Origin of the sequence: Novosphingobium ginsenosidimutans, from assembly GCF_007954425.1 — a bacterium.
Taxonomy (GTDB): Bacteria; Pseudomonadota; Alphaproteobacteria; order Sphingomonadales; family Sphingomonadaceae; genus Novosphingobium; species Novosphingobium ginsenosidimutans.
Genome location: NZ_CP042345.1, coordinates 1,661,887 through 1,683,171 on the forward strand (window position 1 = coordinate 1,661,887; position 21,285 = coordinate 1,683,171).

At 64.2% G+C, this 21,285-nt stretch carries 18 protein-coding genes; 11 read left to right on the plus strand and 7 right to left on the minus strand.

The features are described 5' to 3' along the window. The first annotated feature begins 33 nt into the window (after positions 1–33). Positions 34–1,962 (plus strand): TonB-dependent receptor domain-containing protein, encoded by a 1,929-nt coding sequence (locus FRF71_RS08340; protein ID WP_147090180.1) that lies wholly within the window; start codon positions 34–36, stop codon positions 1,960–1,962. A gap of 69 nt (positions 1,963–2,031) precedes the next feature. Here the strand turns inward: FRF71_RS08340 and FRF71_RS08345 are convergent, their stop codons facing one another. Both FRF71_RS08345 and FRF71_RS08350 read right to left on the minus strand, forming a co-directional pair. Continuing rightward, positions 2,032–3,525, minus strand: a complete 1,494-nt coding sequence (locus FRF71_RS08345) for an MFS transporter (protein ID WP_147090182.1) — start codon at positions 3,523–3,525, stop codon at positions 2,032–2,034. A 76-nt stretch (positions 3,526–3,601) separates the two neighbouring features. Further along, positions 3,602–4,636 carry a LacI family DNA-binding transcriptional regulator gene (locus FRF71_RS08350; RefSeq protein WP_147091588.1) on the minus strand — a complete coding sequence of 345 codons (1,035 nt, stop codon included), beginning with the start codon at positions 4,634–4,636 and terminating at the stop codon, positions 3,602–3,604. Positions 4,637–4,854: 218 nt separating this feature from the next. Here FRF71_RS08350 and FRF71_RS08355 point away from each other — a divergent pair, with 218 nt between their 5' ends. Genes FRF71_RS08355 through FRF71_RS08365 form a run of 3 tightly spaced genes read left to right on the plus strand, consistent with a single transcriptional unit; the run spans position 4,855 to position 8,275 of the window. Next, on the plus strand, positions 4,855–5,826 hold the full coding sequence (locus tag FRF71_RS08355; protein WP_147090184.1) for a thiamine pyrophosphate-dependent dehydrogenase E1 component subunit alpha: 972 nt from the start codon (positions 4,855–4,857) through the stop codon (positions 5,824–5,826). 15 nt (positions 5,827–5,841) lie between these two features. Next, entirely contained in the window at positions 5,842–6,852 is a 1,011-nt protein-coding gene (locus FRF71_RS08360; RefSeq protein WP_147090186.1) for an alpha-ketoacid dehydrogenase subunit beta, read from the plus strand. A gap of 10 nt (positions 6,853–6,862) precedes the next feature. Then, on the plus strand, positions 6,863–8,275 hold the full coding sequence (locus tag FRF71_RS08365) for a 2-oxo acid dehydrogenase subunit E2 (RefSeq protein WP_147090189.1): 1,413 nt from the start codon (positions 6,863–6,865) through the stop codon (positions 8,273–8,275). Positions 8,276–8,433: 158 nt separating this feature from the next. Here the strand turns inward: FRF71_RS08365 and FRF71_RS08370 are convergent, their stop codons facing one another. Together FRF71_RS08370 and FRF71_RS08375 are read right to left on the minus strand one after the other, a co-directional pair. Then, positions 8,434–10,941, minus strand: coding sequence for a TonB-dependent receptor (locus tag FRF71_RS08370; protein ID WP_161597916.1), 2,508 nt, complete (start codon positions 10,939–10,941; stop codon positions 8,434–8,436). Between the two features lie 169 nt (positions 10,942–11,110). Next, positions 11,111–12,391 carry an aromatic ring-hydroxylating oxygenase subunit alpha gene (locus tag FRF71_RS08375; protein ID WP_147090193.1) on the minus strand — a complete coding sequence of 427 codons (1,281 nt, stop codon included), beginning with the start codon at positions 12,389–12,391 and terminating at the stop codon, positions 11,111–11,113. Between the two features lie 121 nt (positions 12,392–12,512). Between FRF71_RS08375 and FRF71_RS08380 the strand changes: the two genes are divergently transcribed. Both FRF71_RS08380 and FRF71_RS08385 read left to right on the plus strand, forming a co-directional pair. Further along, the gene (locus tag FRF71_RS08380) at positions 12,513–13,280 is read left to right on the plus strand and encodes an SDR family oxidoreductase (RefSeq protein ID WP_147090195.1); all 768 of its coding nucleotides are present in this window, start codon (positions 12,513–12,515) and stop codon (positions 13,278–13,280) included. Further along, the gene (locus FRF71_RS08385; protein WP_147090197.1) at positions 13,252–14,571 is read left to right on the plus strand and encodes a spinster family MFS transporter; all 1,320 of its coding nucleotides are present in this window, start codon (positions 13,252–13,254) and stop codon (positions 14,569–14,571) included. Before FRF71_RS08380 ends, FRF71_RS08385 begins: the two co-directional genes overlap by 29 nt. Here FRF71_RS08385 and FRF71_RS08390 read toward each other — a convergent pair. After that, positions 14,568–15,323, minus strand: coding sequence for an SDR family NAD(P)-dependent oxidoreductase (locus FRF71_RS08390; protein ID WP_147090199.1), 756 nt, complete (start codon positions 15,321–15,323; stop codon positions 14,568–14,570). The two genes, FRF71_RS08385 and FRF71_RS08390, sit on opposite strands and share 4 nt — an antisense overlap. A 138-nt stretch (positions 15,324–15,461) precedes the next feature. On the opposite strand from FRF71_RS08390, the gene FRF71_RS08395 reads away from it, so the two are divergent. Genes FRF71_RS08395 through FRF71_RS08415 form a run of 5 tightly spaced genes read left to right on the plus strand, consistent with a single transcriptional unit; the run spans position 15,462 to position 18,828 of the window. Continuing rightward, on the plus strand, positions 15,462–16,226 hold the full coding sequence (locus FRF71_RS08395; RefSeq protein WP_147090201.1) for an SDR family NAD(P)-dependent oxidoreductase: 765 nt from the start codon (positions 15,462–15,464) through the stop codon (positions 16,224–16,226). Positions 16,227–16,245: 19 nt separating this feature from the next. Further along, a complete protein-coding gene (locus FRF71_RS08400) occupies positions 16,246–17,226 on the plus strand; it encodes a thiamine pyrophosphate-dependent dehydrogenase E1 component subunit alpha (RefSeq protein ID WP_147090205.1) in 981 nt (326 codons plus the stop codon). Continuing rightward, positions 17,226–18,212, plus strand: coding sequence for an alpha-ketoacid dehydrogenase subunit beta (locus FRF71_RS08405; RefSeq protein WP_147090207.1), 987 nt, complete (start codon positions 17,226–17,228; stop codon positions 18,210–18,212). The genes FRF71_RS08400 and FRF71_RS08405 overlap by 1 nt, the downstream gene beginning before the upstream one ends. Next, on the plus strand, positions 18,212–18,442 hold the full coding sequence (locus FRF71_RS08410; RefSeq protein WP_147090209.1) for a biotin/lipoyl-containing protein: 231 nt from the start codon (positions 18,212–18,214) through the stop codon (positions 18,440–18,442). The genes FRF71_RS08405 and FRF71_RS08410 overlap by 1 nt, the downstream gene beginning before the upstream one ends. Beyond that, positions 18,439–18,828, plus strand: coding sequence for a nuclear transport factor 2 family protein (locus FRF71_RS08415; protein WP_147090211.1), 390 nt, complete (start codon positions 18,439–18,441; stop codon positions 18,826–18,828). Before FRF71_RS08410 ends, FRF71_RS08415 begins: the two co-directional genes overlap by 4 nt. Positions 18,829–18,831: 3 nt before the next feature. Here the strand turns inward: FRF71_RS08415 and FRF71_RS08420 are convergent, their stop codons facing one another. Together FRF71_RS08420 and FRF71_RS08425 are read right to left on the minus strand one after the other, a co-directional pair. Continuing rightward, positions 18,832–19,749, minus strand: coding sequence for an SDR family oxidoreductase (locus tag FRF71_RS08420; RefSeq protein ID WP_147090213.1), 918 nt, complete (start codon positions 19,747–19,749; stop codon positions 18,832–18,834). Positions 19,750–19,764: 15 nt separating this feature from the next. Then, positions 19,765–21,183 carry an aromatic ring-hydroxylating oxygenase subunit alpha gene (locus FRF71_RS08425; protein ID WP_161597917.1) on the minus strand — a complete coding sequence of 473 codons (1,419 nt, stop codon included), beginning with the start codon at positions 21,181–21,183 and terminating at the stop codon, positions 19,765–19,767. Between the last annotated feature and the right edge of the window lie 102 nt (positions 21,184–21,285).

Here is a 21,285-nt window from a genome sequence, read left to right on the forward strand (position 1 = left end):
TTCATCGCGCAGTTAATCCGGTATGGGCCGGGCGTGCGTCCGTCCGTTCTCCTCTCGCTTGGCCTTGCCGTCCTGTCCACGCCTGCGCTGGCCCAGCGCGCGGGTGAGAATGCCGCGACTCAGTCGAGCGATGCCTTCGGCCGCTCGGTCGGCAGCGAAAAGACCGGGCTTTACAACAACGAGGATGTGCGGGGATTCAATCCGGTCGACGCGGGGAACGTCCGGCTCGAGGGTCTGTACTTCGATCAGGTCGAGCGGATTTCCTCGCGGATTGTCGATGGCAACACGATCCGCGTCGGCGCGGCGGCGCTGCGCTATCCGTTCCCGGCGCCGACAGGCCTGGTCGATTACAACCTGACCCAGCCGGGCAAGGACGCCAGCTACAGCTTCAACCTCGAATACAGCTCGCCCAATTCGATCGGGCCGGGTGGCTCGATCGAGTTCAAGCAGCCGCTCAGCGATACCTTTGGCATCTCCGGCGGGGTCGGTTTCCGCAACGCCACCCGCTATGAAGGCGGGCACAGCCTGTACCGCCCCATCGGCATGACCATGGCCTGGCGCCCGCAGCAGGGCACCGAAGTGCTGCTGTTCGGCGGCTTGTTCATCTACCGCAGCGACGAGCTGCGGCCGTTCTACTATCCCGTTGGCACCGAGCCGCCGCCCAAGGCAGAGCGTGGGCTCGACCTTAGCCAGCCCTGGGCCAGCCGCAGCCAGGACCTCTGGACCAGCGGGGCAATCGTCAAGACGCCGCTGCTGGGCGTGAAGCTGGAAGCAGGGCTGTTCTATTCGGCCAAGGACCAGCACAGCGTCTATGCCGACCTGATGCGCGGTGTCGGCACCGACGGCTCGGTCGCCAACCGCCGCATCATTGCCGAGCGTGACAATTACGACGGCTCGTGGTCGGGCGAAGTGCGGCTGGTCAAGGAACTGGTCGGCGCCAGCATCAACCACCGCCTGATCGCCTCGGTCCGCGGCCGTTCGCGCAATCGCGATTTCGGCGGGGGCAGCGTGCTGACGCTCGGCCCTTCGACCATCCTGCGCCCCGATCTGCGCGCCGAGCCGGTCTGGACGCAAGGGGCCAAGAACCGCGACGAAGTGCGCCAGATCACTGGCGGTATGGCCTGGTCGATGGTTTCGCCGCAGCACTTCAGCCTGGACGTCGGGATTTCGAAGAGCCGCTACCGCAAGGCGCTCGATTTCGCCGATCCGGCGCTGGCCGATCCGGTAACGCGCGACAATCCGTTGCTGCTCAATGTGGCGGGCTCGGTCCATGTGGCGCGCGGGCTGTCGCTCTATGCCGGTTACACTCGCGGGCAAGAGGAAGCGCTGGTGGCTCCCGATATCGCCACCAATCGCTCCGAAGCCCCCCCGGCGCTGCGCACCAGCCAGGTCGAAGCCGGCGCGCGCTGGGCGGTCACCCCGAAGCTGACCTTCATCGCCGGGGCCTTTTCGATCAAGAAGCCCTACTACAACCTCGATCCGGCGCTGCGCTATCGCCAGTTGGGCGAGCTGACCAATCGCGGGGTCGAAGTTTCACTGACCGGACAGCTTGCCCCCGGACTGACCATCGTTGGCGGCTCACTGTTCCTCGATCCGACCATCTCGGGTGAGGCGGTCGAGACGCGTCTCATCGGCCCGCGCCCGGTCGGACAGATCCGTCGCCGCTCGGTGGCAACGATCGACTGGCGGATGGACGAGGGGCATGGGCCGCTGTCGCTAGACGCTTCGGTCGAGAGCCTCTCAAGCCGCGTCGGCAATGCCGCCAACACGCTGATCGCGCCGCCGCGCACCACGTTCAACCTGGGCGCGCGTTATCGCTTTATAACGGCGGGCGGGACCTGGCTGCTGCGGCCCATGGTGCTCAACCTGTTCAACGAATACGGCTGGAACGTGAACGGATCGGGCGGGTTCACCTATTCGAACCGGCGCCAGATCACGTTGCAGCTCGTCGCTGACTTCTAGGAGTCCCTGTGGGGTGCGCCGATGGCATCCGCCATCGGCTGGTGTTGCCCCACGGTTAGTGGAAGAAAACTATTCTCCAGGCACCTTCACGCGCAGCATCGCCGCCGCGGCCAGGACCAGCGTGCCGGCGGCGAAGGCCATGGTCCAGATCGGCTGGTCGGGGAAGAAGGCCTTCATGACCGAGCCCATCACCGTCGCTACCAGCAATTGCGGTACGACCACGAAGACGTTGAACAGCCCCATGTAGATGCCAAGCTTGGCTTGCGGCAGGCTGCTCGCCAGGATTGCATAAGGCATGGCGAGGATCGATGCCCAGGCGATGCCCACGCCGATTTCGCTGATGATCAGCTGCTCGGGTGTGGTGAACACAAAAAAGCTGGCATAGCCCGCCGCACCGCAGAGCAGGCCGAAAACATGGGTCTTGGCTTTGCCAAAGCGGCTCGAAAGGAAGGGCAGCAGGGTCAGCGCAGCAATCGCCGCCACGCCGTTGTAGACCGAGAACAGCACGCCCACCCAGTTGCCGCCTTCCTGGTAGGCTGCGCTGGCGGGATCGGCCGAGCCGAAGAAGTTTTGCGCCACCACCGGCGTGGTGTTGATCCACATGATGAACAGCGCCGACCAGCTGAAGAATTGCACCAGCGCCAGCTTGCGCATGATTTCCGGCATGCCGGAAAAATCGCCCACTATGCTGGCCAGCATGTTGGCGCTCTTGCCCGAACGGGCCATGCGAATGGCAAGGTAGCTGAGCACGCCGTAGGCAACCAGCAACATGGCGAGCAGATAGACTTCCTTTTCCAGCCCCCACTCTTCAGTCACCACCGCCAGGAAGCCGCCGCCGGCGATCCACCAGAATGGCCCGCCCGTGCTGCGATCGGCCAGGGCACGTAGAGTCGGGCCATCGGCTTCCTCAGCCTCGTCAAAGGCGCGCATTTCCTCGGGCGAATATTCCGTGGTGGTCAGCACGGTCCACATGACCGCCGCGAAAAGCGCCAGACCGCCCGCCCAAAAGGCAAAGCGCACCGTATCGGGAATCTGGCCAAGCGGGGCCTCGTTCGACACGCCCCAATGCTCCAGCAGATAGGGGAAGATCGAGCCGACCACCGCGCCCGCACCGATAAAGGCGGTCTGCACGGCATAGCCGGCCGTGTGCTGGTCCTTGCGCAGCATATCGCCCACAAAGGCCCGGAACGGCTCCATCGAGATGTTGAGGCTGGCATCAAGCACCCACAGCAGCACTGCCGCCATCAGCAGCACGTTCGATTCCGGCATGGCCAGTAGCGAGAGCGCCGCGAGAACCGCGCCGAGCAGGAAGAACGGGCGGCGGCGGCCTAGGCGGCCGAGCCAGGTCTTGTCAGAGAGGTGGCCAATGATCGGCTGGACCAAGAGGCCTGTCAGCGGAGCGGCGACCCACAGCGCCGGCAGATCATCAATCGACGATCCAAGCGACTGGAAGACACGGCTCATATTGGCGTTCTGCAGCGCAAAGCCGATCTGGATGCCGAAAAAGCCAAAGCTGATGTTGAACAGCCCGGCCCAGCTCTGCCGTGGTTTCTCGGTAGCCATGCCTCTCCCCTTTATTGATTGCAGGGCTGGCATGCCCGCCGCAGGCAGGCAAGAGGCATACGAATACGTAAGGGCTTCAGCCGGTGGTGCTGGCCCGCACGATCAGCCGTGGCGGCAGGCTGCGATTGGCCTGGGCCCGATCCTCGATCTGCTCGGCCAGCGTCTCGACCAGCAGTTCGCCAGCTGCGATCAGGTCCTGCTGGACGGTGGTCAGCGGCGGACTGGTCAGGCTGGCGGCTGGGATATCGTCGAAACCGACTACTGCGACATCGCCAGGCACTTTGCGTCCCGCTTCGGCCAGTGCCCGCATGGCACCGATAGCAATCAGGTCGCTCGCGGCGAAGACTGCGTCGAAATCCGCCCCGGCGTCCAGCAATGCCCGAACGGCGGCCCGGCCATCGCCTTCGCTGGATAGCGCGGGGACCTGCAGCGCCGGGTCGGCGGCCAGCCCGGCATCCGCCATTGCTTCGCAGAGGCCGCGATAGCGATCGGCGAATTCGGGATAATGCTCGTCGGCATGGCCCAGGAAGGCGATCTTGCGCCGGCCGAGCTCTAGCAGGTGTTCCCCTGCCAGCCGGCCAGCGGCAACGTTGTCAGTGCCGACCGTCGCCCCGATCGTATCCTCGCGGACCGAGCCCCAGCGCACAAAGCGTGTATCGTGTTCGACCAGTTCGGTCAGCCGCTGGGTGTAAAGCGTGTAGTCGCCATAGCCGAGCAGGATCAGGCCATCGGCGCGGTGGCTGTCCTGGTAGCGGGTGTGCCAGTCATCCTCCAGCTTCTGGAACGAGATCAGCAGGTCCAGCCCGCGATTTGCCGTCGCGCGCGTGATCGCGCCGAGCATGGCGAGGAAGAACGGGTTGATATTGGCCCCGTCGGGCGTCGGGTCCTCGAAGAACAGCAGGGCAATGGTGTGCGAGCGCTGCGAGCGCAGCGACGAGGCGTTCTTGTCGACCGAATAGTTCAGCTCGCGCGCGATCTCCTGGATCCGCTGGCGGGTCGCCAGGCTGACCGATTTGGAGCCGCGCAGCGCGCGGCTGACAGTAGGCTGCGAAACCCCCGCCAGATAGGCGATATCAAAGCTCGTCGGCTTGGCTGAGGGCTTGCGGCCCATTTCCTCTCCTGCCCCGTCCGGTCTTGATGCCGACACGCCGCGCAGGATAGCGCTTCAGCCGCCCAGCGCAATTGCCAAGTCCACCATTTTGGCGGGGCTTGCGGCGCTAAACTAGCAATTTGGCGAATGGGCAGGACCGGCCCCTCACCGCATGACGACATGCTGGGAAAAGGTTCGCTTTGGCGGGCCCGACCGTGCCAGGCAACCGAGAGAACACCATGCAACTCAGTCGCGAGCAAATGCTGCAGGCCTACCGCCGGATGAAGATCATCCGCGAGTTTGAAGAGCGCCTGCATATCGATATCGCCACCGGCGCGATTGCCGGTTTCACGCACCTTTATTGCGGCCAGGAAGCGGTTGCAGTCGGGGTCTGCGAGCATCTTGATACCGATGACAAGATCGTCTCGACCCACCGCGGCCACGGGCATTGCCTGGCCAAGGGCTGCGATGTCGATGGCATGATGAAAGAAATCTGGGGCAGCCGCGAAGGCCTGTGCAAGGGCAAGGGCGGCTCGATGCATATCGCCGATGTCGATGTGGGAATGCTGGGCGCCAATGGCATCGTCGGCGCCGGCGCACCGATCGCGGTCGGCGCGGCGCTGGCCGCGAAGCTTGATGGCAAGGGCAAGGTCGCAATCACCTTCTCGGGCGACGGGGCCTGCAACCAGGGCACGACGTTTGAAGCGATGAACATGGCGGTCGTCACCAAGGCGCCCTGCATCTTCGTGTTCGAGAACAACCACTATTCCGAGCACACTGGCTTTGAATATGCCGTCGGCACCCAGCAAGACATCGCTAGCCGCGCCGAAGCCTTTGGCATGAAGGTCTGGCGCGCTGACGGGACTGATTTTTTCGCAGTCCACGAAACGATGCGCGAACTGCTCGACTATGTCCGCGCCGGCAATGGTCCGGCCTCGGTCGAGTTCGATACAGAGCGCTTCTTCGGTCACTTCGAGGGCGATCCGCAGCGCTACCGCGGCGAGGGTGAGCTCGACCGGATCCGCGAGACCCGCGATTGCCTGAAGAAGTTCCGCCAGAGCGTGGTTTCGGCCAAGCTGCTGACCGACGCCGATCTCGATACCATTGACGCCGAGGTGCTCGACCAGATCGAGGCGGCGGTTGTTGCCGCCCGCGCCGCGCCGCGCCCCACGCCCGAAGACGTCCTGGCCGACGTCTACGTTGCCTACTGAGCCGGAGACTTCGCAATGGCCAAGATGATGTACCGCGATGCCGTCCGCTCGACGATTTTCGAAGCGATGGAACGCGATGAGCGGGTTGTGGTCCTGGGTGAGGACGTGGTCGGCGGCATGGGCACGGCCGGCGGGCCCGAAGCGATCGGCGGGATCTGGTCAACTTCGACCGGCTTTTATGATGCCTTCGGCCCGGACCGGGTGATCGACACCCCGATTTCGGAAAGCGCCATCGTCGGCGCAGCTGGCGGCCTGGCGCTGGCCGGCAAGAAGCCGATCGCTGAACTGATGTTTGCCGACTTCATCGGCGTGTCGCTCGACCAGATCTGGAACCAGATCGCCAAGTTCCGTTACATGTTCGGCGGCAAATCGACCTGCCCGGCGATCATCCGCATGGCCTATGGCGGCGGTTTCAACGCGGCGGCGCAGCACAGCCAGTCGGTCCACCACTTCCTGACCGCTATGCCGGGCCTCAAGGTCGTCATGCCTTCCACCCCCGAAGACGTGCGCGGCCTGCTGCGCGAGGCGCTGCGCGGGGACGATCCGGTGATCTTCCTGGAGCACAAGGCGCTCTACGGCGTGACCGGCGAAGTGCCCGATGGCGATTGGACCATTCCCTTCGGCCATGCCCGCCTGACCCGCGCCGGCCAGGACCTGACCCTGGTCGCGACCGGGCTGATGGTCAGCCGCTGCGAAGCCGCTGCCGATGCCCTGGCCAAGGACGGGATCGGCTGCGACGTGATCGACCTTCGCACCACCAGCCCGATGGATGAGGAAGCGATCCTCGATTCGGTCGAGGTGACCGGGCGACTGGTCGTGGTGGATGAGGCGCCGCAGCGCTGCAGCCTGGCGACCGATATTTCCGCGCTCGCCGCGCAGAAGGCCTTCGCCAGCCTCAAGGCGCCGATCGAAATGGTCTGCGCGCCGCATTCGCCGGTGCCCTTCGCGCTGGAGCTGGAACAGGCCTACCTGCCGTCGGCGGCCAAGATCGAAGCGGCGGCCCGCAAGGTCCTCGGTTACCGCTAGGAGGCGAGAGATGAGCAAGCTCCGCCCCTTCTGCATGCCCAAGTGGGGCATCGAAATGACCGAAGGTACGATTGCCGAATGGATGGTCGGCGAGGGTGACCGGGTGAAGCGTGGCGATACGCTCTGCCTGATCGAAACCGCCAAGATCACCAACGAGGTTGAGGCCGAAAACGACTGCGTGATCCTGCGCGTGCTGGCCCCGGCGGGTCAGGATGTGCTGCCGGTCGGTGCGCTGCTGGCCGTGTTCGGTGACGACGACGTTCCGGCGGCCGAAGTCGATGCCTTTATCGCCGCCTTCGTGCCGGCTGAGGGCGGCGTTGGCGAAGCCCCGGTCGCAAGCGGCGATAAGCCGGCCAAGCCTGCTGCCGCCCCGGCAGCTGCACCGAAGAAGATCGCGACCAACCGGCCGATCAGCCCGGAGGCGCTGGCACTGGCCGAGCGCGAGGGCGCCGATCTCGATGCCATCGAGGGTTCGGGCCGCGGCGGACGGATTACCTATCAGGACGTTTACCAGCACCTGCGGCCCCAGGCGGCACCGGTGCTGCGCGGCGCGGCTGAGCTTGCGCCGGAAGACCTGCGGATCTTTGCCTCGCCACTGGCGCGCCGGCTGGCGGCGCTGCACGGGGTGGACCTGTCCGGCCTGACCGGCACCGGCCCGCGCGGGCGGATTTCCAAGCATGACGTGCTGGCCGCAGTGCCGGCTCCAGCCAGTGGCGGTGCGGCCTTTGTGGCCGTGGCCAACACGCCCCGGATCGCGCCGTTCGACAAGGTGCGCGGCGTGATCGCGCAGCGGCTGACCGCCGCCAAGCGCGATATCCCGCACTTCTACTTGCGTGTTGCCGTGGATGTCGATGCCTTGCTGGCGCTGCGCAAGACGGCCAACCTGGTGCTGGGCATCAAGGCCTCGATCAACGATTACCTGGTGCTTGCTGCCGGCAAGGCTCTGGCGCGGCATCCCGACGTCAATGTGCAGCTGCATGGCGATGCCGTGCATCACTTCCCACACGCCGATATCGCGGTGGCAGTGGCTTCACCCAAAGGGCTGGTCACGCCGATTGTCCGCCAGGTTGACCGCATGACCTTGCCGCAGCTTGCGGCTGCCACGGCGGCGCAGATCGACAAGGCTAAGGCCGGGCGGCTGTCGTGGGAGGATCTAGACGGCGGGACCTTCACCATCTCCAACCTCGGCATGTTCGGGATCGATGATTTCGATGCCGTGATCAACCCGCCGCAGGGCGCGATCCTGGCGGTCGGCCGGGCGCGGCGCGAGGCGGTGGAGACGGCCGATGGCGGGATCGATTTCGCCACGCGGATCAGTCTGACCTTGTCAGTCGATCACCGCGCCATCGACGGCGCGGCGGGCGCACAGTTCCTGGCCACGCTGAAGGGCCTGATCGAGGATCCGGAACAACTGTTCGGCTGACCCGAGGGGTCAACGAAAAGGGGGCGGCGCGCGAGGAGCAATCCTCGCGCGCCGTTAACTTTGCTTGGCCCGCGCTAGCCATCCCATATGCCAAGGACAAAAGAAAAGGCCCGCAGCCTTTGAAGACTGCGGGCCCGTAGAGGTGAGGTATCTGTGGTTTAGAACTTGACCGAGGCTTCCACGAAGACCTGGCGGCCACGGTTGGTGCTGTTGATGATGTCGTCACCACCCACCGGCAGGAACGGACGGTCACCCGACGAGCTGACAAACAGCTTGTTGGTCAGGTTGTTGGCAATCAGTGACAGTTTCCACTTGCCGTCCGGATCGCCGATCGAGACCGAAGCGTCGAACAGCCAGTACTTATTCTGCCGGAAGTCGGCGAAGGAGGTAGTGTTGGTGTAGTATGCGCTGCTGAACTGGGCGTTGCCGTTGATCGAGAACTGCAGCCCGTCAGACAGCGGGACCGAGTAATCGAATGCGGTATTACCCGACCACTTCGGTGCACGGGCGGCCTTGCGGCCATTCAGATTGACGCCCTTGAAGGTGATGTAGTCAGCGCTGAAGTAGGCATCGAGGTAGGACAGGTTGCCCGAGAAGCGCAGCCCTTCCACCGGAGTACGCCAGGCCCAGCCCACGTCCACACCCTTGGTGGTGACTTCACCGGCGTTGGAGGTCACGAACTGGACCGCCACCGCGTTGAAGACCTGCACCTGAAGGTCGGTGAACTTGTAATAGAAGGCCGTCGCGTTCAGCGTGATGCTGCGATCGGCAAACTGGGACTTGACCCCGATTTCCCCGCCCTTGGCATCTTCCGACTTGTAGATCAGCGAGTTGAAGTTGCCGGTTAACGCGGCCTGGCTGAGGCTGTTCGATGGCAGTGCCGAGTTATCGACCCCGCCCGACTTGAAGCCGGTCTTGTACGAGGCGAAGACGTTGACGTCCGGAGTAACCTGATACTTCAGCGTCACTTCCGGTGAGAGGTTGTCATCGCTGAAGTCAATATTCGGCGAAACGAAACCGCTGCCGATGAAGGCTGGGCCAGGGCCCAGCAGGCGGTGCACGTAGGGCACGGTGATCCGTTGGGTCTTGTTTTCGTTGGTGTAACGGACCCCACCCGACAGTTCGAGCTGGTCAGTCAGGTCAAGCATCACGCTACCGAAGATCGAGGTCGCCTCGGTCTTGGTGGTGTGGTTCTTGTCATAGTCCCAGGTGTAGCCGGTGATCGGATCGGGCGCGATCAGCGAGATGTTGACCGCATTCTGGGCCGTATCGAAGATGAACCGGCGCCATTCATAGAAGCCGCCGATCATGAAGTTGAACATGCCCTCGTTGTTTGTGGCGAGGCGCAGTTCCTGGCTCAGCTGCTTCAGCGCGTTACGCGGATCGCTGGTGCCAACACCAAACGGCGCGCCAACGCTGTTGGTCGCGGCGAGCGCGGGGAAGTTGGCAGCAATGATCGCGTCGCTGACCGGGCCGGGACCACCCAGCGCCGTGATATAGGCCTTGCCGATACCGCCGTAGCTGTAGTTGTCGACGTCCGTCGCATCGAGGTTGACGAAGCCGGTGACCGACGAGAGCGTCAGGTTATCGGCCAGCTTCCAGTCCATCTTGAGGCGGGCGAACCACAGGTTCGTTTCGCCGAACGGCACGCCGTTGTAGCCCTGGGCCTTGGTCGGACCGGTCGCCAGAGGCACCGAGCGGGCAAGTGCAACAGCCGTATCGGGCAGGAAGATCTTGTTGTCCTTGTCATTACAGTCATATCCCGCCGGGATCGAGATCGCGCCGCCAAACAGCGTCACCACATCGGCGCGGCCATTGACCCCGCAATTGACGTCCGAGTGGCTGATCGCCCCGTCGTTGGTCTGGCGGTTGTACTGGACCTTGAGGTTGGCGCTGAAGACATCGTCAGGCTTGAAATCGAGGGTCAAACGGCCAACGAAGTTGGTCAGTCCGCGGAACTGGTTGACTGCGGGCGTACCGGGCTGAAGCTCAACGAAGCGGTCGATCTTGTTGTATTGGCTGGCCAGACGGATGCCAAGCGAGTCCGTCAGCGGACCCGAGATGTAGCCGCCAACGACATAGCCGCGCTCTTCGAACTCGTAAGAGGCCTTGGCGCCGATTTCCCAAGTGGAGGTGGGGTTCTGCGACTTGATCGAGAACACGCCGGCCGAAGCGCTCTTGCCGAAGTAGAGCGACTGCGGGCCTTTCAGCACGTCGATCTGGGCGGTATCGAAGAAGGCCGACTGGACCATGCGCATGGTCGAAACCTGGACGCCGTCATAATCGAAGGCCACGGCCGAATCGAACGAGGCCGAGATGTTCGATGAGCCGACCCCGCGCAGCGAGATCTGGCCGCCCGAACCGGAACCGCCGACCTGGATGCTCAGCGTGGGGACGCGGCTGGTGACGTCGGAAACTTCGTCAACCGAGTACTTCTCAAGCGTATCGGCGCCGACGCTGGTGATCGTGACCGGCACTTCCTGCAGGGTTTCATCCTGCTTGCGCGCGGTAACGATAATCACGTCCTCAGATGCCTGCTCATCGGCGGGTGCCGCCTGGGCGAAGGCCAGCTGCGGCGTTGCCAGCACGGCAAGGCCGGAAGCGGAACACAGCAGCAGCCGTGTCAGCTTCTTCGAGTTACGGAATCCGAATGCAGATCCTATCATGACCATCCTCCCAAAACGGTCCGCGGGGCTGTTATCGTTACGCAACTGTTGCCCGCGGCCGATGCTTCAACCGAGGTGAAAGGTGTATGTGGTGTGGGGCAAGGACACATTTAGCAAAACCGATAGGGCTATCGGTCTTGCCTGATGGGCAGCATTCCGTAGCGGCAATCTAGCCTGCCAGAACGGATTCGCGCCGGGGATCGCGGGGCCAGACCCAGGCCTGATCGAGTACTGGTTCGACCTGCAGCTCGGGCGGAATTCGCTCCACCCCGATCATCGCATCGCAGTTCTGGTGGAAGTAATAGATCCGCGCTTCCTGATAGCTCAGCGGCACAGAGCGAAAGCCGCTCGACTCCATCGAGCGCTGGATCGCCTCGCCGAACTGGGTGTCCTCTTGGATGATCGCACTCATCTGCCGGCCACTGGGCTGACTGGCATCGGGCACGGTCCACAGGTCCGGCGCAGGACCATCGCCCCAGTCGAGCGCCATGGTCACCAGTTCAAGCCGCGTGGTGGTGAGCGAGGTCGGCCAGAACACCAACGGCGGAATGAAATAGCTGGAGAGCGGCGAGACCCAGTTGGGGAACAGGGTATAGCTCTGTGTGCAGGTCCGGCCCAGTTCGCCAACGGTATCGATCTGCTGCCACTCGGGCGGGCTGTCGATCGCGCGGACGTGCTCGCGGTTGGTCTGGGGCGGCGGCGGCGCGAGCATCCGGGCGTGGCCGTGCGGATAGAGCGTGTTGAAATTGCGCTTCGAATCGACCAGCGGCGCCACAGTATCCGGGTGGATGAAGGGGACATGGTAGACCTCCATGTTGGCCTCCATCGCCACCTTCCAGTTGCAGTTCAGGTCAAAGCTGTGCCGCGCAGCCAGGCGCACGCGGTCAAACCCGAACTCGGTCCATTCGTCGGCCAATGGCCCAAGCCAGTCGAGCAGGGGGACGGCGTCATCGTCGAAGTTGACGAAGATCACATTGCCAAACCGTTCGCACCGCACGCCGATGAGGCTGCGGCAGGTCAGATCGAGGTTGGCGAAATCACGCGTTTCGGGCACGCCGACCAGTGTCCCGTCGGTCTTGTAGGTCCAGTTGTGATAGCCGCACATCAGCCGCGCCGACTTGCCGCGATCGGCCGTCACCACCGGCGCGCCGCGGTGGCGGCAGGTGTTGTAGAAAGCCCGCACCGCGCCATCCATGCCATGGACGATGATCAGCGGTTCGCCCGCATTGTCCCAGCGCATGAAGCAGCCGGGCTCCGGAATCTCGTCGATGTGCGCGGCGAAAAGCCAAGACTTCCTGAAGATGTGCGCCTGTTCCAGCGCGAAGTATTCCGGGCTGGTATAGCGCGCCGCGGGCAGGTCGGGCAGGGCGGGGAAGCCCGCCGGCGGGGCACCCCGCTGGCCTTCCCACTCCATCATCGCCTTAAGTGCGGCAACTTCGGCCTGGTCCATCATCACTCTCCTATGGCGCGGAGACTATCCCTCCAGTGGCCCAGGCGGCACTCGCGCTTTAGTGAGTTTGGACCCACCATCCCCTGCGATAGACCTTGCGCAACAAACACAAGCGAGAGGGATGACTGTGGCTGGACGGGTCGAAGGCAAGATTGCACTGGTTACTGGCGGGGCGATGGGCCTAGGCAAGGCCGATTGCGAGCGGCTCGCCGCCGAAGGGGCCACGGTCTATGTCACCGATATCGACCTCGCCGGGGCGGAAGCCGTGGCCAAGGCGATCGGCGGCGTGGCGATGAAGCACGACGTCCGCTCGTCCGAACAGTGGCAGGCCGTGGCTGACCGGATCGCGGCTGACCATGGCCGGCTCGATATCCTGGTCAACAACGCCGGCAACGTCATTTTCGAGAGCATTGAGAACTGTTCGCTCGACAATTTCCGCCTGCACATGGCGATCCACGTCGAAGGCACCTTCCTGGGCTGCCAGGTCTGCCTGCCGCTGCTGAAGAAATCCAAATCGGCGGCGATCATCAACATGGCCTCCACCGCCTCGCTGATGGGGTACGGCACGATCGTAGCCTATACCGCGGCCAAAGGCGCGATCCGTTCGATGACCAAGTCTATCGCGATGCACTGCCAGGATGAAGGCTATCCGATCCGCGTCAACGTGCTGATGCCGGGCGGGATCGAGACGCCGATGGTTCGCGATATCTCGGGTCGTGCGGGTCAGCAGTTGATGGAAATTCCGGACGGGATCCTGCCCAAGGAGTCGCTCGGCGCGCCGCGCGATGTGGCCAACGCCGTGCTCTTCCTCGCCAGTGACGAGGCGCGCTTCCTGACAGGTGTCGAGATCCCGGTGGACAATGGCCTCTTCGCCCGCCCCTCGCGCTGAGGGCAGCGACCGCGCTGAGAACGCAGCGCCCTGGTATCGTTGGTACGTACTGGGCCTGCTGATCCTGACCTTGCTGTTCAGCGTGGCTGACCGGCTGGTCTTTTCGATCCTGATCGAGCCGATCAAGGCCGAGTTCAAGCTGACCGACACCCAGCTGGGCCTGCTCGGCGGGGTGGCCTTCACCGTGACCTACATGTTCGCCGGCTTCCCGGCGGCGCGCCTGGCGGACCGCTCGGTGCGCAAGAACATCGTGGCCGGGGCGATTACCTTCTGGTCGCTGATGACCGCGCTGTGCGGCCTTGCGGTCGGCTTTTGGTCACTGTTCTTTGCCCGAACTGGTGTCGGGGTGGGCGAGGGCTGTAGCGGACCGGCCTCGCAATCGATGATTGCCGACTATTTCCGGCGTGATGAACTGGCCCGCGCCATGGGCTTCCTGACCGTTGGCTCGACCATGGGCACGGTTACCGGGCTGATGGCCGGCGGCCTCTTGGCAGAGGCCTTCGGCTGGCGCTGGGCCTTCATTCTGATGGGGCTTCCCGGCATGCTGCTGGGCGGCTTGCTGTACCTGACCGTGATCGAGCCGCGTCGCGGCCGGTTTGCGCCAGAGGGCGCGCGGATCGAGCAGACTTCGGTACGCGAGACGCTCTCCACCCTGGTCGCCAACCGGGTCTACCTTGGCATCGTCATGGGCTACGCGGTCCAGATCATGATCGGCTATGGCATGGCCTTCTGGATGGCGCCGATCATGATCCGGCAGTTCTCGGTTTCGGTCAGCGATGTCGCGATCTACCTCGGCCTGGCTTTCATGATCAGCGGCTTGCCGGGGCCGATCCTGGGCGGTTTCATCACCGATGCCCTGACCCGGCGCGATGAGCGCTGGCGTGCGTGGTATCCGGGCCTTGCCAGCCTGGCCTGCGCGCTGCCGCTGTGGTTCAGCCAGCAAGCGCAGACGCTCTGGCCATTCCTGATCCTGTTCTCGGTGGCCTATGGCATCTTCGTGTCCAGCCAGGCACCAATCATGTCGGGCATCCAGGCCGCGGTCGAACCATCGCAGCGCGGCTTTGCCGTGGCCTTCGCGATGTTTTTCAACAACCTGATCGGACAGGCGGCGGGCCTTGGCCTGATCGGCTGGCTGAGCGACAGCTTCCAGCCGGAAATGGGCGTGCGCGGGCTGGGCATGGCGATGTTCGCGGTCAGCCTGGGGGCCGGGATTGTGGCGCTGGCCATCTTCATCTGGACCGCCGCGCAGATGCGCAGCAGCGGCTATCTGGCAAAGATGGGCCGGGCCTAGAAGCCTGGGTGCACCGCCAGCGCGCCGCCATCGACCAGCAGCTCCGAACCGGTCATGAAGCCGCAGCCGTCCGAGACAAGGAAGGCAATGGCATTAGCGATCTCGGCCGGATCGGCCAGCCGGCCCAGCGGTGAGGTTTTCGCTACCAGGTGCCGCAGTTGCGGGTCGATCGCGTCCATCTTGGTGAAGACGCCGGTATCGGTCGCGCCCGGCACCATGGCGTTGCAGCGGATATTGTAGCCCTGCTGCGCACAGTGCACCGCGACCGACTTGGTCAGCATCCGCACCCCGCTCTTGGCGCTGGTGTAGGTGACATCGCCCGGCAGCGCGGCATAGGCCGTGGTCGAGGCGACGTTGACGATCGCGCCGCATGATCCGCCCGGATTGGCCTTCATCGCCTTGATCGCCGTCTGGCAGCCCAGCATCACGCCGGTCAGTAGCACCCCGATGCCGCGATCCCAGTCGGCCATGGTCACGTTCTCAATCGACTTCTGCACGGTGTATCCAGCGTTGTTGACCAGGATATCGAGCCGCCCGTGCTTGGAGACCGCATGATCGACCACTTCGGCCCAGCGCGCGGGATCGGCCACATCCTGCTGCAGGAACTCGATGCCCGCCGGATAGGCCGGCGCAGGCGCTAGATCGGTGGCGATCACCTGCGCGCCGTCCGCTGCCAGCCGGATCGCTGTTGCCTTGCCGATGCCAGAGGCCGCGCCGGTTACGATGGCCACTTTGCCTGCAAGGTTACCCATTGGCCTGCTCCCGCGCTGGTTCGCCGCCTTGCTAGCCGCAGTGCGTCCAGGCCGCCGCTCCCATTTTTGCGGATTAACGCCGTGCCTCCCGCAGCCTAGACCCTGCCGCAATATCAATCTCGGCAAGAGGAGCGACTTATGGACCTGGGTCTGGCTGGCAAGAAAGTGATCATGAACGGCGGGGCGCACGGGCTGGGCCTGGCCTCGCTCAAGCTCTTTGCGGCCGAGGGCGCGGATGTCGCCTTCTTCAGCCGCAAGGCCGAAAAGATCGAGGCTGCCAAAGCCGCGATCGAAGCCGCCGGGCCGGGCAAGGTTTTTGCCGAGGTGTTCGACATGGCCGCCGGCGGCGATGCCTACAAGGCCTGGCTGACCAAGGCGGCCGAGGCGCTGGGCGGGTGCGACATCTTCATCCACACCGCCAGCTCTTCGGGCACCGGCGGCACGGGTGACTGGCAGCAGGGCCTCGACATGGACATCATGGGTGCGGTCCACGGGGTGGAAGTGCTGACGCCCTACCTCGAAAAGTCGGGCACCGGTTCGATCGTGTTCCTGTCCTCGACCGCGGCGCTCGAAACCTTCATTGCCCCGCAGGCCTTCAACGCGCTCAAGGCCGCGCTAATCACGCACGGTTCGCAGCTCAGCCAGGCGCTCGCGCCCAAGGGCATCCGCGTTAACACCGTGTCCCCCGGCGCAATCCACTATGCCGATGGCAACTGGGAGACCATCCGCCAGCACGTGCCGGCGCTCTACGATGCCACCCTCGCGAAGATGCCGATGGGTCGCTATGGCAACCCTGAGGAAGTGGCCAAGGCGATCGTCTTCGTCGCCAGTCCGGCTTGCCCCTATATGACCGGGGCCAACGTGGTGGTCGATGGCGGCTTCACCCAGCGCGTCCAGTTCTAAGCCGAAGGCCAGCCCTGCCATGAGCACGATCGACCGGGCCAAGCTGCTCGACATCTATACCCGCACCATGAAGGTGAACCGGACCGACGAGAAGTTCCGGTCGCTCCTGATGCAGGGCAAGGTTGCGGTGATGTACTACTGCGTCCGGGGCCAGGAACTGGTCTCGGCCGCGGCTATGGCGGCGCTGACCGACGATGACTACGTGGTCTGCACTTATCGCGGGCAGGGCGAACAGACCGCCAAGGGCATCCCGCCAGAGCTGTGGTGGGCCGAATGCCTCGGCAAGGTGACCGGCACCTGCAAGGGCAAGGGCGGGACCATGCACATCACCTACCCTGAAAAGGGCATCATGGTGACGACTGGCGTGGTCGGATCGGGCCTGCCGATTGCGACGGGCCTGGCCATGGCCAGCCAGAACAACGGCGATGGCAAGGTTACCCTGGTCAGCTTCGGCGATGGCGCGGCCAATATCGGCGGCTTCCATGAAGCGATGAACATGGCCCAGCTCTACAAGCTGCCGGTCGTCTTCCTGTGCCAGAACAACCGTTATGGCGAGCACACCGCCTTTGCCGATCACACCAGTAGCGAATCGATCTCGGCCCGTGCGGCCGGTTACGGGATGCGCGGCGTGCTGGTGGACGGCAACGATGTGAACGCGGTCTATCCGGCGGTGCAGGAAGCGGTGGACCGCGCGCGCGCGGGTGAAGGCCCGACCCTGGTCGAAGCGATGTGCTACCGGATGATGGGCCACTTCTTTGGCGCGGACTTCTCCTACATGCCCAAGGAACACCTGGCCGAAATGCAGCGCGAGGATCCGCTGCCCAAGCTGCGGCAGGTGATGCTCGATCACCAGTTCAGCGAGGAAGAGCTCGACGCCATCGTTGCAGATATCGATGCCGAGATTGACGGCGCCGTCGCCGCCGCGCTCGCCGCCGACCTGCCGGGGCCAGAGGAACTGGCGATCGATGTGTTCGAAACCCCGCTGGTGGAGGCACGCTGATGGCCGAGATTACCCTGGCGCAGGCGCTCAACAAAGCGATTGATGAGGCCATGGCCGAGGACGCAGGCGTGTTCTGCCTGGGTGAGGACGTTTCCGCCAAGCAGGGCGGCGGCGTGTTCAAGATCACCTCGGGCCTGACCGAAAAGTACGGCGAGCACCGCGTCCGCGCGACGCCCATCTCGGAAACCGCCATCGTTGGCGCGGCGGTCGGCGCGGCGCTGGCCGGGCAGCGGCCAATTGCCGAGATCATGCTGATGAACTTCGTTGGCGTTTGCATGGATCAGATCGTCAACCATGCGGCCAAGCTGCGCTTCATGTCCGGCGGGCAGACCAACGTGCCGCTGGTGATCCGTACCACCACCGGGGTCGGCGTTGGCTTTGGCGGGCAGCACTCGGACATGCTCGAGGCCTGGTTCGCGCACGTTGCCGGCATTCACGTGGTAACGCCGTCCAACGCCGCCGACGCGCGCGGGCTGATGCGCGCGGCGATCGACTGCAACGATCCGGTGATCTTCATCGAGAATATCCTGTGTTACGGCCTCAAGGCTGAAGATCCGGGTCCGGGCTACCGCGTGCCGCTGGGCAAGGCCGCAGTCGCGCGTGAAGGCAGCGACATCTCGCTGATCACCTATGGCCGCACCGTGCTCGATGCTCTGGCTGTGGCGGATGAGCTGGCCAAGGAAGGCATCTCGGTCGAAGTGATCGACCTGCGCACCATTGCCCCGTACGACGAGGCGACGGTGCTGGCCTCGGTCCGCAAGACCGGGCTGGCGATCACCCTGCACGAAGCGGTCCGCCCGTTCGGTACCGGCGCGGAGCTGGCCGCCAATATCCAGGAAAAGTGCTGGGACAGCCTGAAGGGCCCGGTCCGCCGGATCGGCGGGACATTCTCACCCGTACCCTTCGCGACCGTGTTGGAACAGGCCTGGATCCCGAACAAGGGCCAGATCATCGGCCAGATCAAGGCCGCGCTGGGGAAGGGCTGATGGCGACGGAAATCCGCATTCCCAAGCTCGGCATGAGCGCCACCGAAATGACCCTGCTCGAATGGATGTTCGGCGATGGCGATCAGGTGACCGAGGGCGAGGTGATCTACACCGTTGAAACCGACAAGACGACCGCCGAGATCGAGGCCCAGGCTTCGGGCATCATCCGCCCGACCGGTGAGGAAGGCGCGGTCTATCAGGTTGGCGATCTGATCGGGACGATCGAGTGACCGGTCCGGCGGGGCTCTTGCTGGCCGAGGTCTATCGCCTCGCCGGCCTGCGCGACTGGGACGGCGTGGCCGCGCTTTGTGCGCCGGACTTCGTGGTCCACGAGGCCCCGGGGCTGCCCTACGGCGGCGAATGGCGCGGGCAGGATGCGCTGCAACGCGTGGCGACTGCGATGTACGGCACGTGGGAGACCGCCAAGGTCGACATCCACGAGATCGTCGGCGGCGAGGAATGGGGCGTCGTTGTCCTCACCCTGACCATGACCTCGAAACGCACCGGTCGCACCTTCAGCCAGACCGTCAACGAGGCAGGCCGGTTCAAGGATGGTATCCTGCAGGAACTGCGGATCCATTACTTCGACGCCGCCGAAGTGGCGGCGGAGGCCTGACCCTCAGGTCGGCTTGGTCCAGTCCCACTGCTTGAGCCAGACGCTCATCCGCAGCGGTTCGACATCAAGCAGCTTCGCGGTTTCGCGCGGGTCGACCACCAGCGGGCTTTGTGGCTGCGTGTTGTAGAAGCGGTAGAACTTGGCCATCCCGGCATAGGGCGTGCCGGGCAGCAGCTCGCGCGAGCCGGTGACCAGCTCGCTCATGTTGGCGGCGAAATCGTCGGGTTCCAGGCTGCGGAACTGGATTGTCTTGCCGACCTCGGCCGATAGCCGCAACGCCACTTCATCGCCGGTCAGCGCTTCCGGCCCGCCGACGGGGACATGGCAACCATCGGCGCGGTCAGTCTCCAGCGCGGCGGCCATGTATTCGGCGACGTCCGACAACGCGATCCAGCTGATCTTCAGCTCCGGCGCGGCCGGATAGGGAAAGACCCCGCGGTTGACGATCGAGGGCTTGGTCCAGACCCGGATGATATTGTCCATGAACACGGTCGGTTCGATGAACACGCACGGAATGCCTGTTTCCGCCAGCGCTCGCTCGATATCGCGGCGGCCATCGTGGGCGGTCAGGTCCAGATCGTGATCGGCGATGAAGCAGCTGGTGTTGAAGACGATCTTCTGCAGCCCCGATCCGCGTGCTCCGGCGGCGATGGTTGCGCCCATGGCAGCGGCTTTCGCACGGTCGAATTCGAACGGCAGATGCATCACCAGCGCGTCCTGGCCGGCAAAGGCGGCGGCCAGGCTGGCGCTGTCGGTGATATCGGCGTGGACCGTTTTGAGATCGGGGAAGGGCGTGTTCGCCATAGCATCGGCCCGGCGCGCCCCGGCGGTCACGGCAAAGCCGCGCCGCTGCAGCGAATTGACCAGCGGGATGCCTTGGTCGCCCGAAGCGCCCAGGACGATAACCTTGCGAATGGCCATGGTGCCAGCCGCGCCTTAGCCCGGCAGCTCCCCGTTGATGTATTTCATCAGCGTGGTCTGGAAATGACGCACGCGGCTGTCCTGATAGTGGCCCAGCTCCATCACACCATTGGCCGAGGCCTTCATCCCGGTCTGGACATGCGGCAGGTTGGCCAGGTCCTGATCGAACACCCCGGCCAGCGCCTCGCCCATCTTGTCCTTGGCCCAGGCGAAGGGCTGGTCCTCGGGGATCACGGTCTTCTCGACCGCGCGCGGACGCTCCTGGCCTTTTGGCGTCGGGAACAGCAGGCGGATTTCCATCGTGCACCAGTCGGGCGTGTCGCCCGGCAGCCAGCGATAGACCAGGGTCGGCAGATAGCCGATCCACGGCGAGAAATTGGGGAAGATGTTGTAGGTGAAATTGTCGAGGATCTCAGCGTCGGACTTGTCCGAATAGTCATAGCCGTACTGCGCCTGGAAGCCCTGGCGGCTTGCTTCGGCAAGAAGCTTGCGGGCCTGGAGCGGGTCGTTCTCGTCGATCGGGTTATCCCCTGTGCTTGCGCTAAAGCGGCGGTTGGTGCTGGCATCGCTGCCGCCCGAAAACTCGCCCATCTTGTCGAGGATAAACTGCTGGCTCTTGCCGCTCATATGCGGGCTGAGCACGCCCGAAGGCGTGATCGCACGGTTGAAGTTGTCGCCGATCAGGTCGTAGCGAGTATTGGCATCGCCCAGGAAGGGGAGCAGCTGGGGGTGCGTGGTGATGGAATGCCAGGCCTCCATGAAGGCCTCCGCCGTGGCCTTCCAGTTGGCCGGTACCTTCCGCGCCACCCACATGCCGGTGTAGCGGTTCTCGAAATCATAGGCGTCGTAATGGTCGGCCGCCGGGCCCAGCCATTCCTTGAAATCGGGGATCGAACTGTTCTCCGTGATCATCACGAAGCCCTGCCAGACATTTACCCGCACTTCGGGCAGGCCCATCTCCTTGCCTTCCAGGTGCTTGAAGTCCCAGGCGCAGGGAATTTCCTTCAAGCTACCGTCGTTATTCCAGGTAAAGCCGTGGAAGGGGCAGCGCAGCTGGGTAGCGCGGCCCGACTTGGTCATCAGCTTGCGACCACGGTGCAAGCAGACGTTGTAGAAGCCGCGGACGCTGCCATCCTGCTGGCGGACCAGCAGGAATGACTTTTCGTTGATCTCGAACACCACGGTATCGCCCGGATCGGGCATTTCATCCGTGCGCGCGGCGAACAGCCAGACGTTGGGCCACATCCGCTCACGCTCTGCCCGCGCAAAGTCCTCGCTGATATAGGGCTCGATCGAAATCGGATCGTCCGGCATGTCGATGTTCGATTCTTCGAACAGGTAATCCGGCACCCGCCGAGTATCGCCCTCAAGCATCTCGGTATAGGTCATTCCAGGACAACGATCTTCACGCTCGATCTTGGTCACTTCGTTCATCGGACACCCAACCTCACTGTCCATTTGCGCAGTATTCTAGGGCTCCAAACTGCCACAGATTGCCGCCATCGCATCCTAGCGTAACTGTGAGGAGGAACCCGA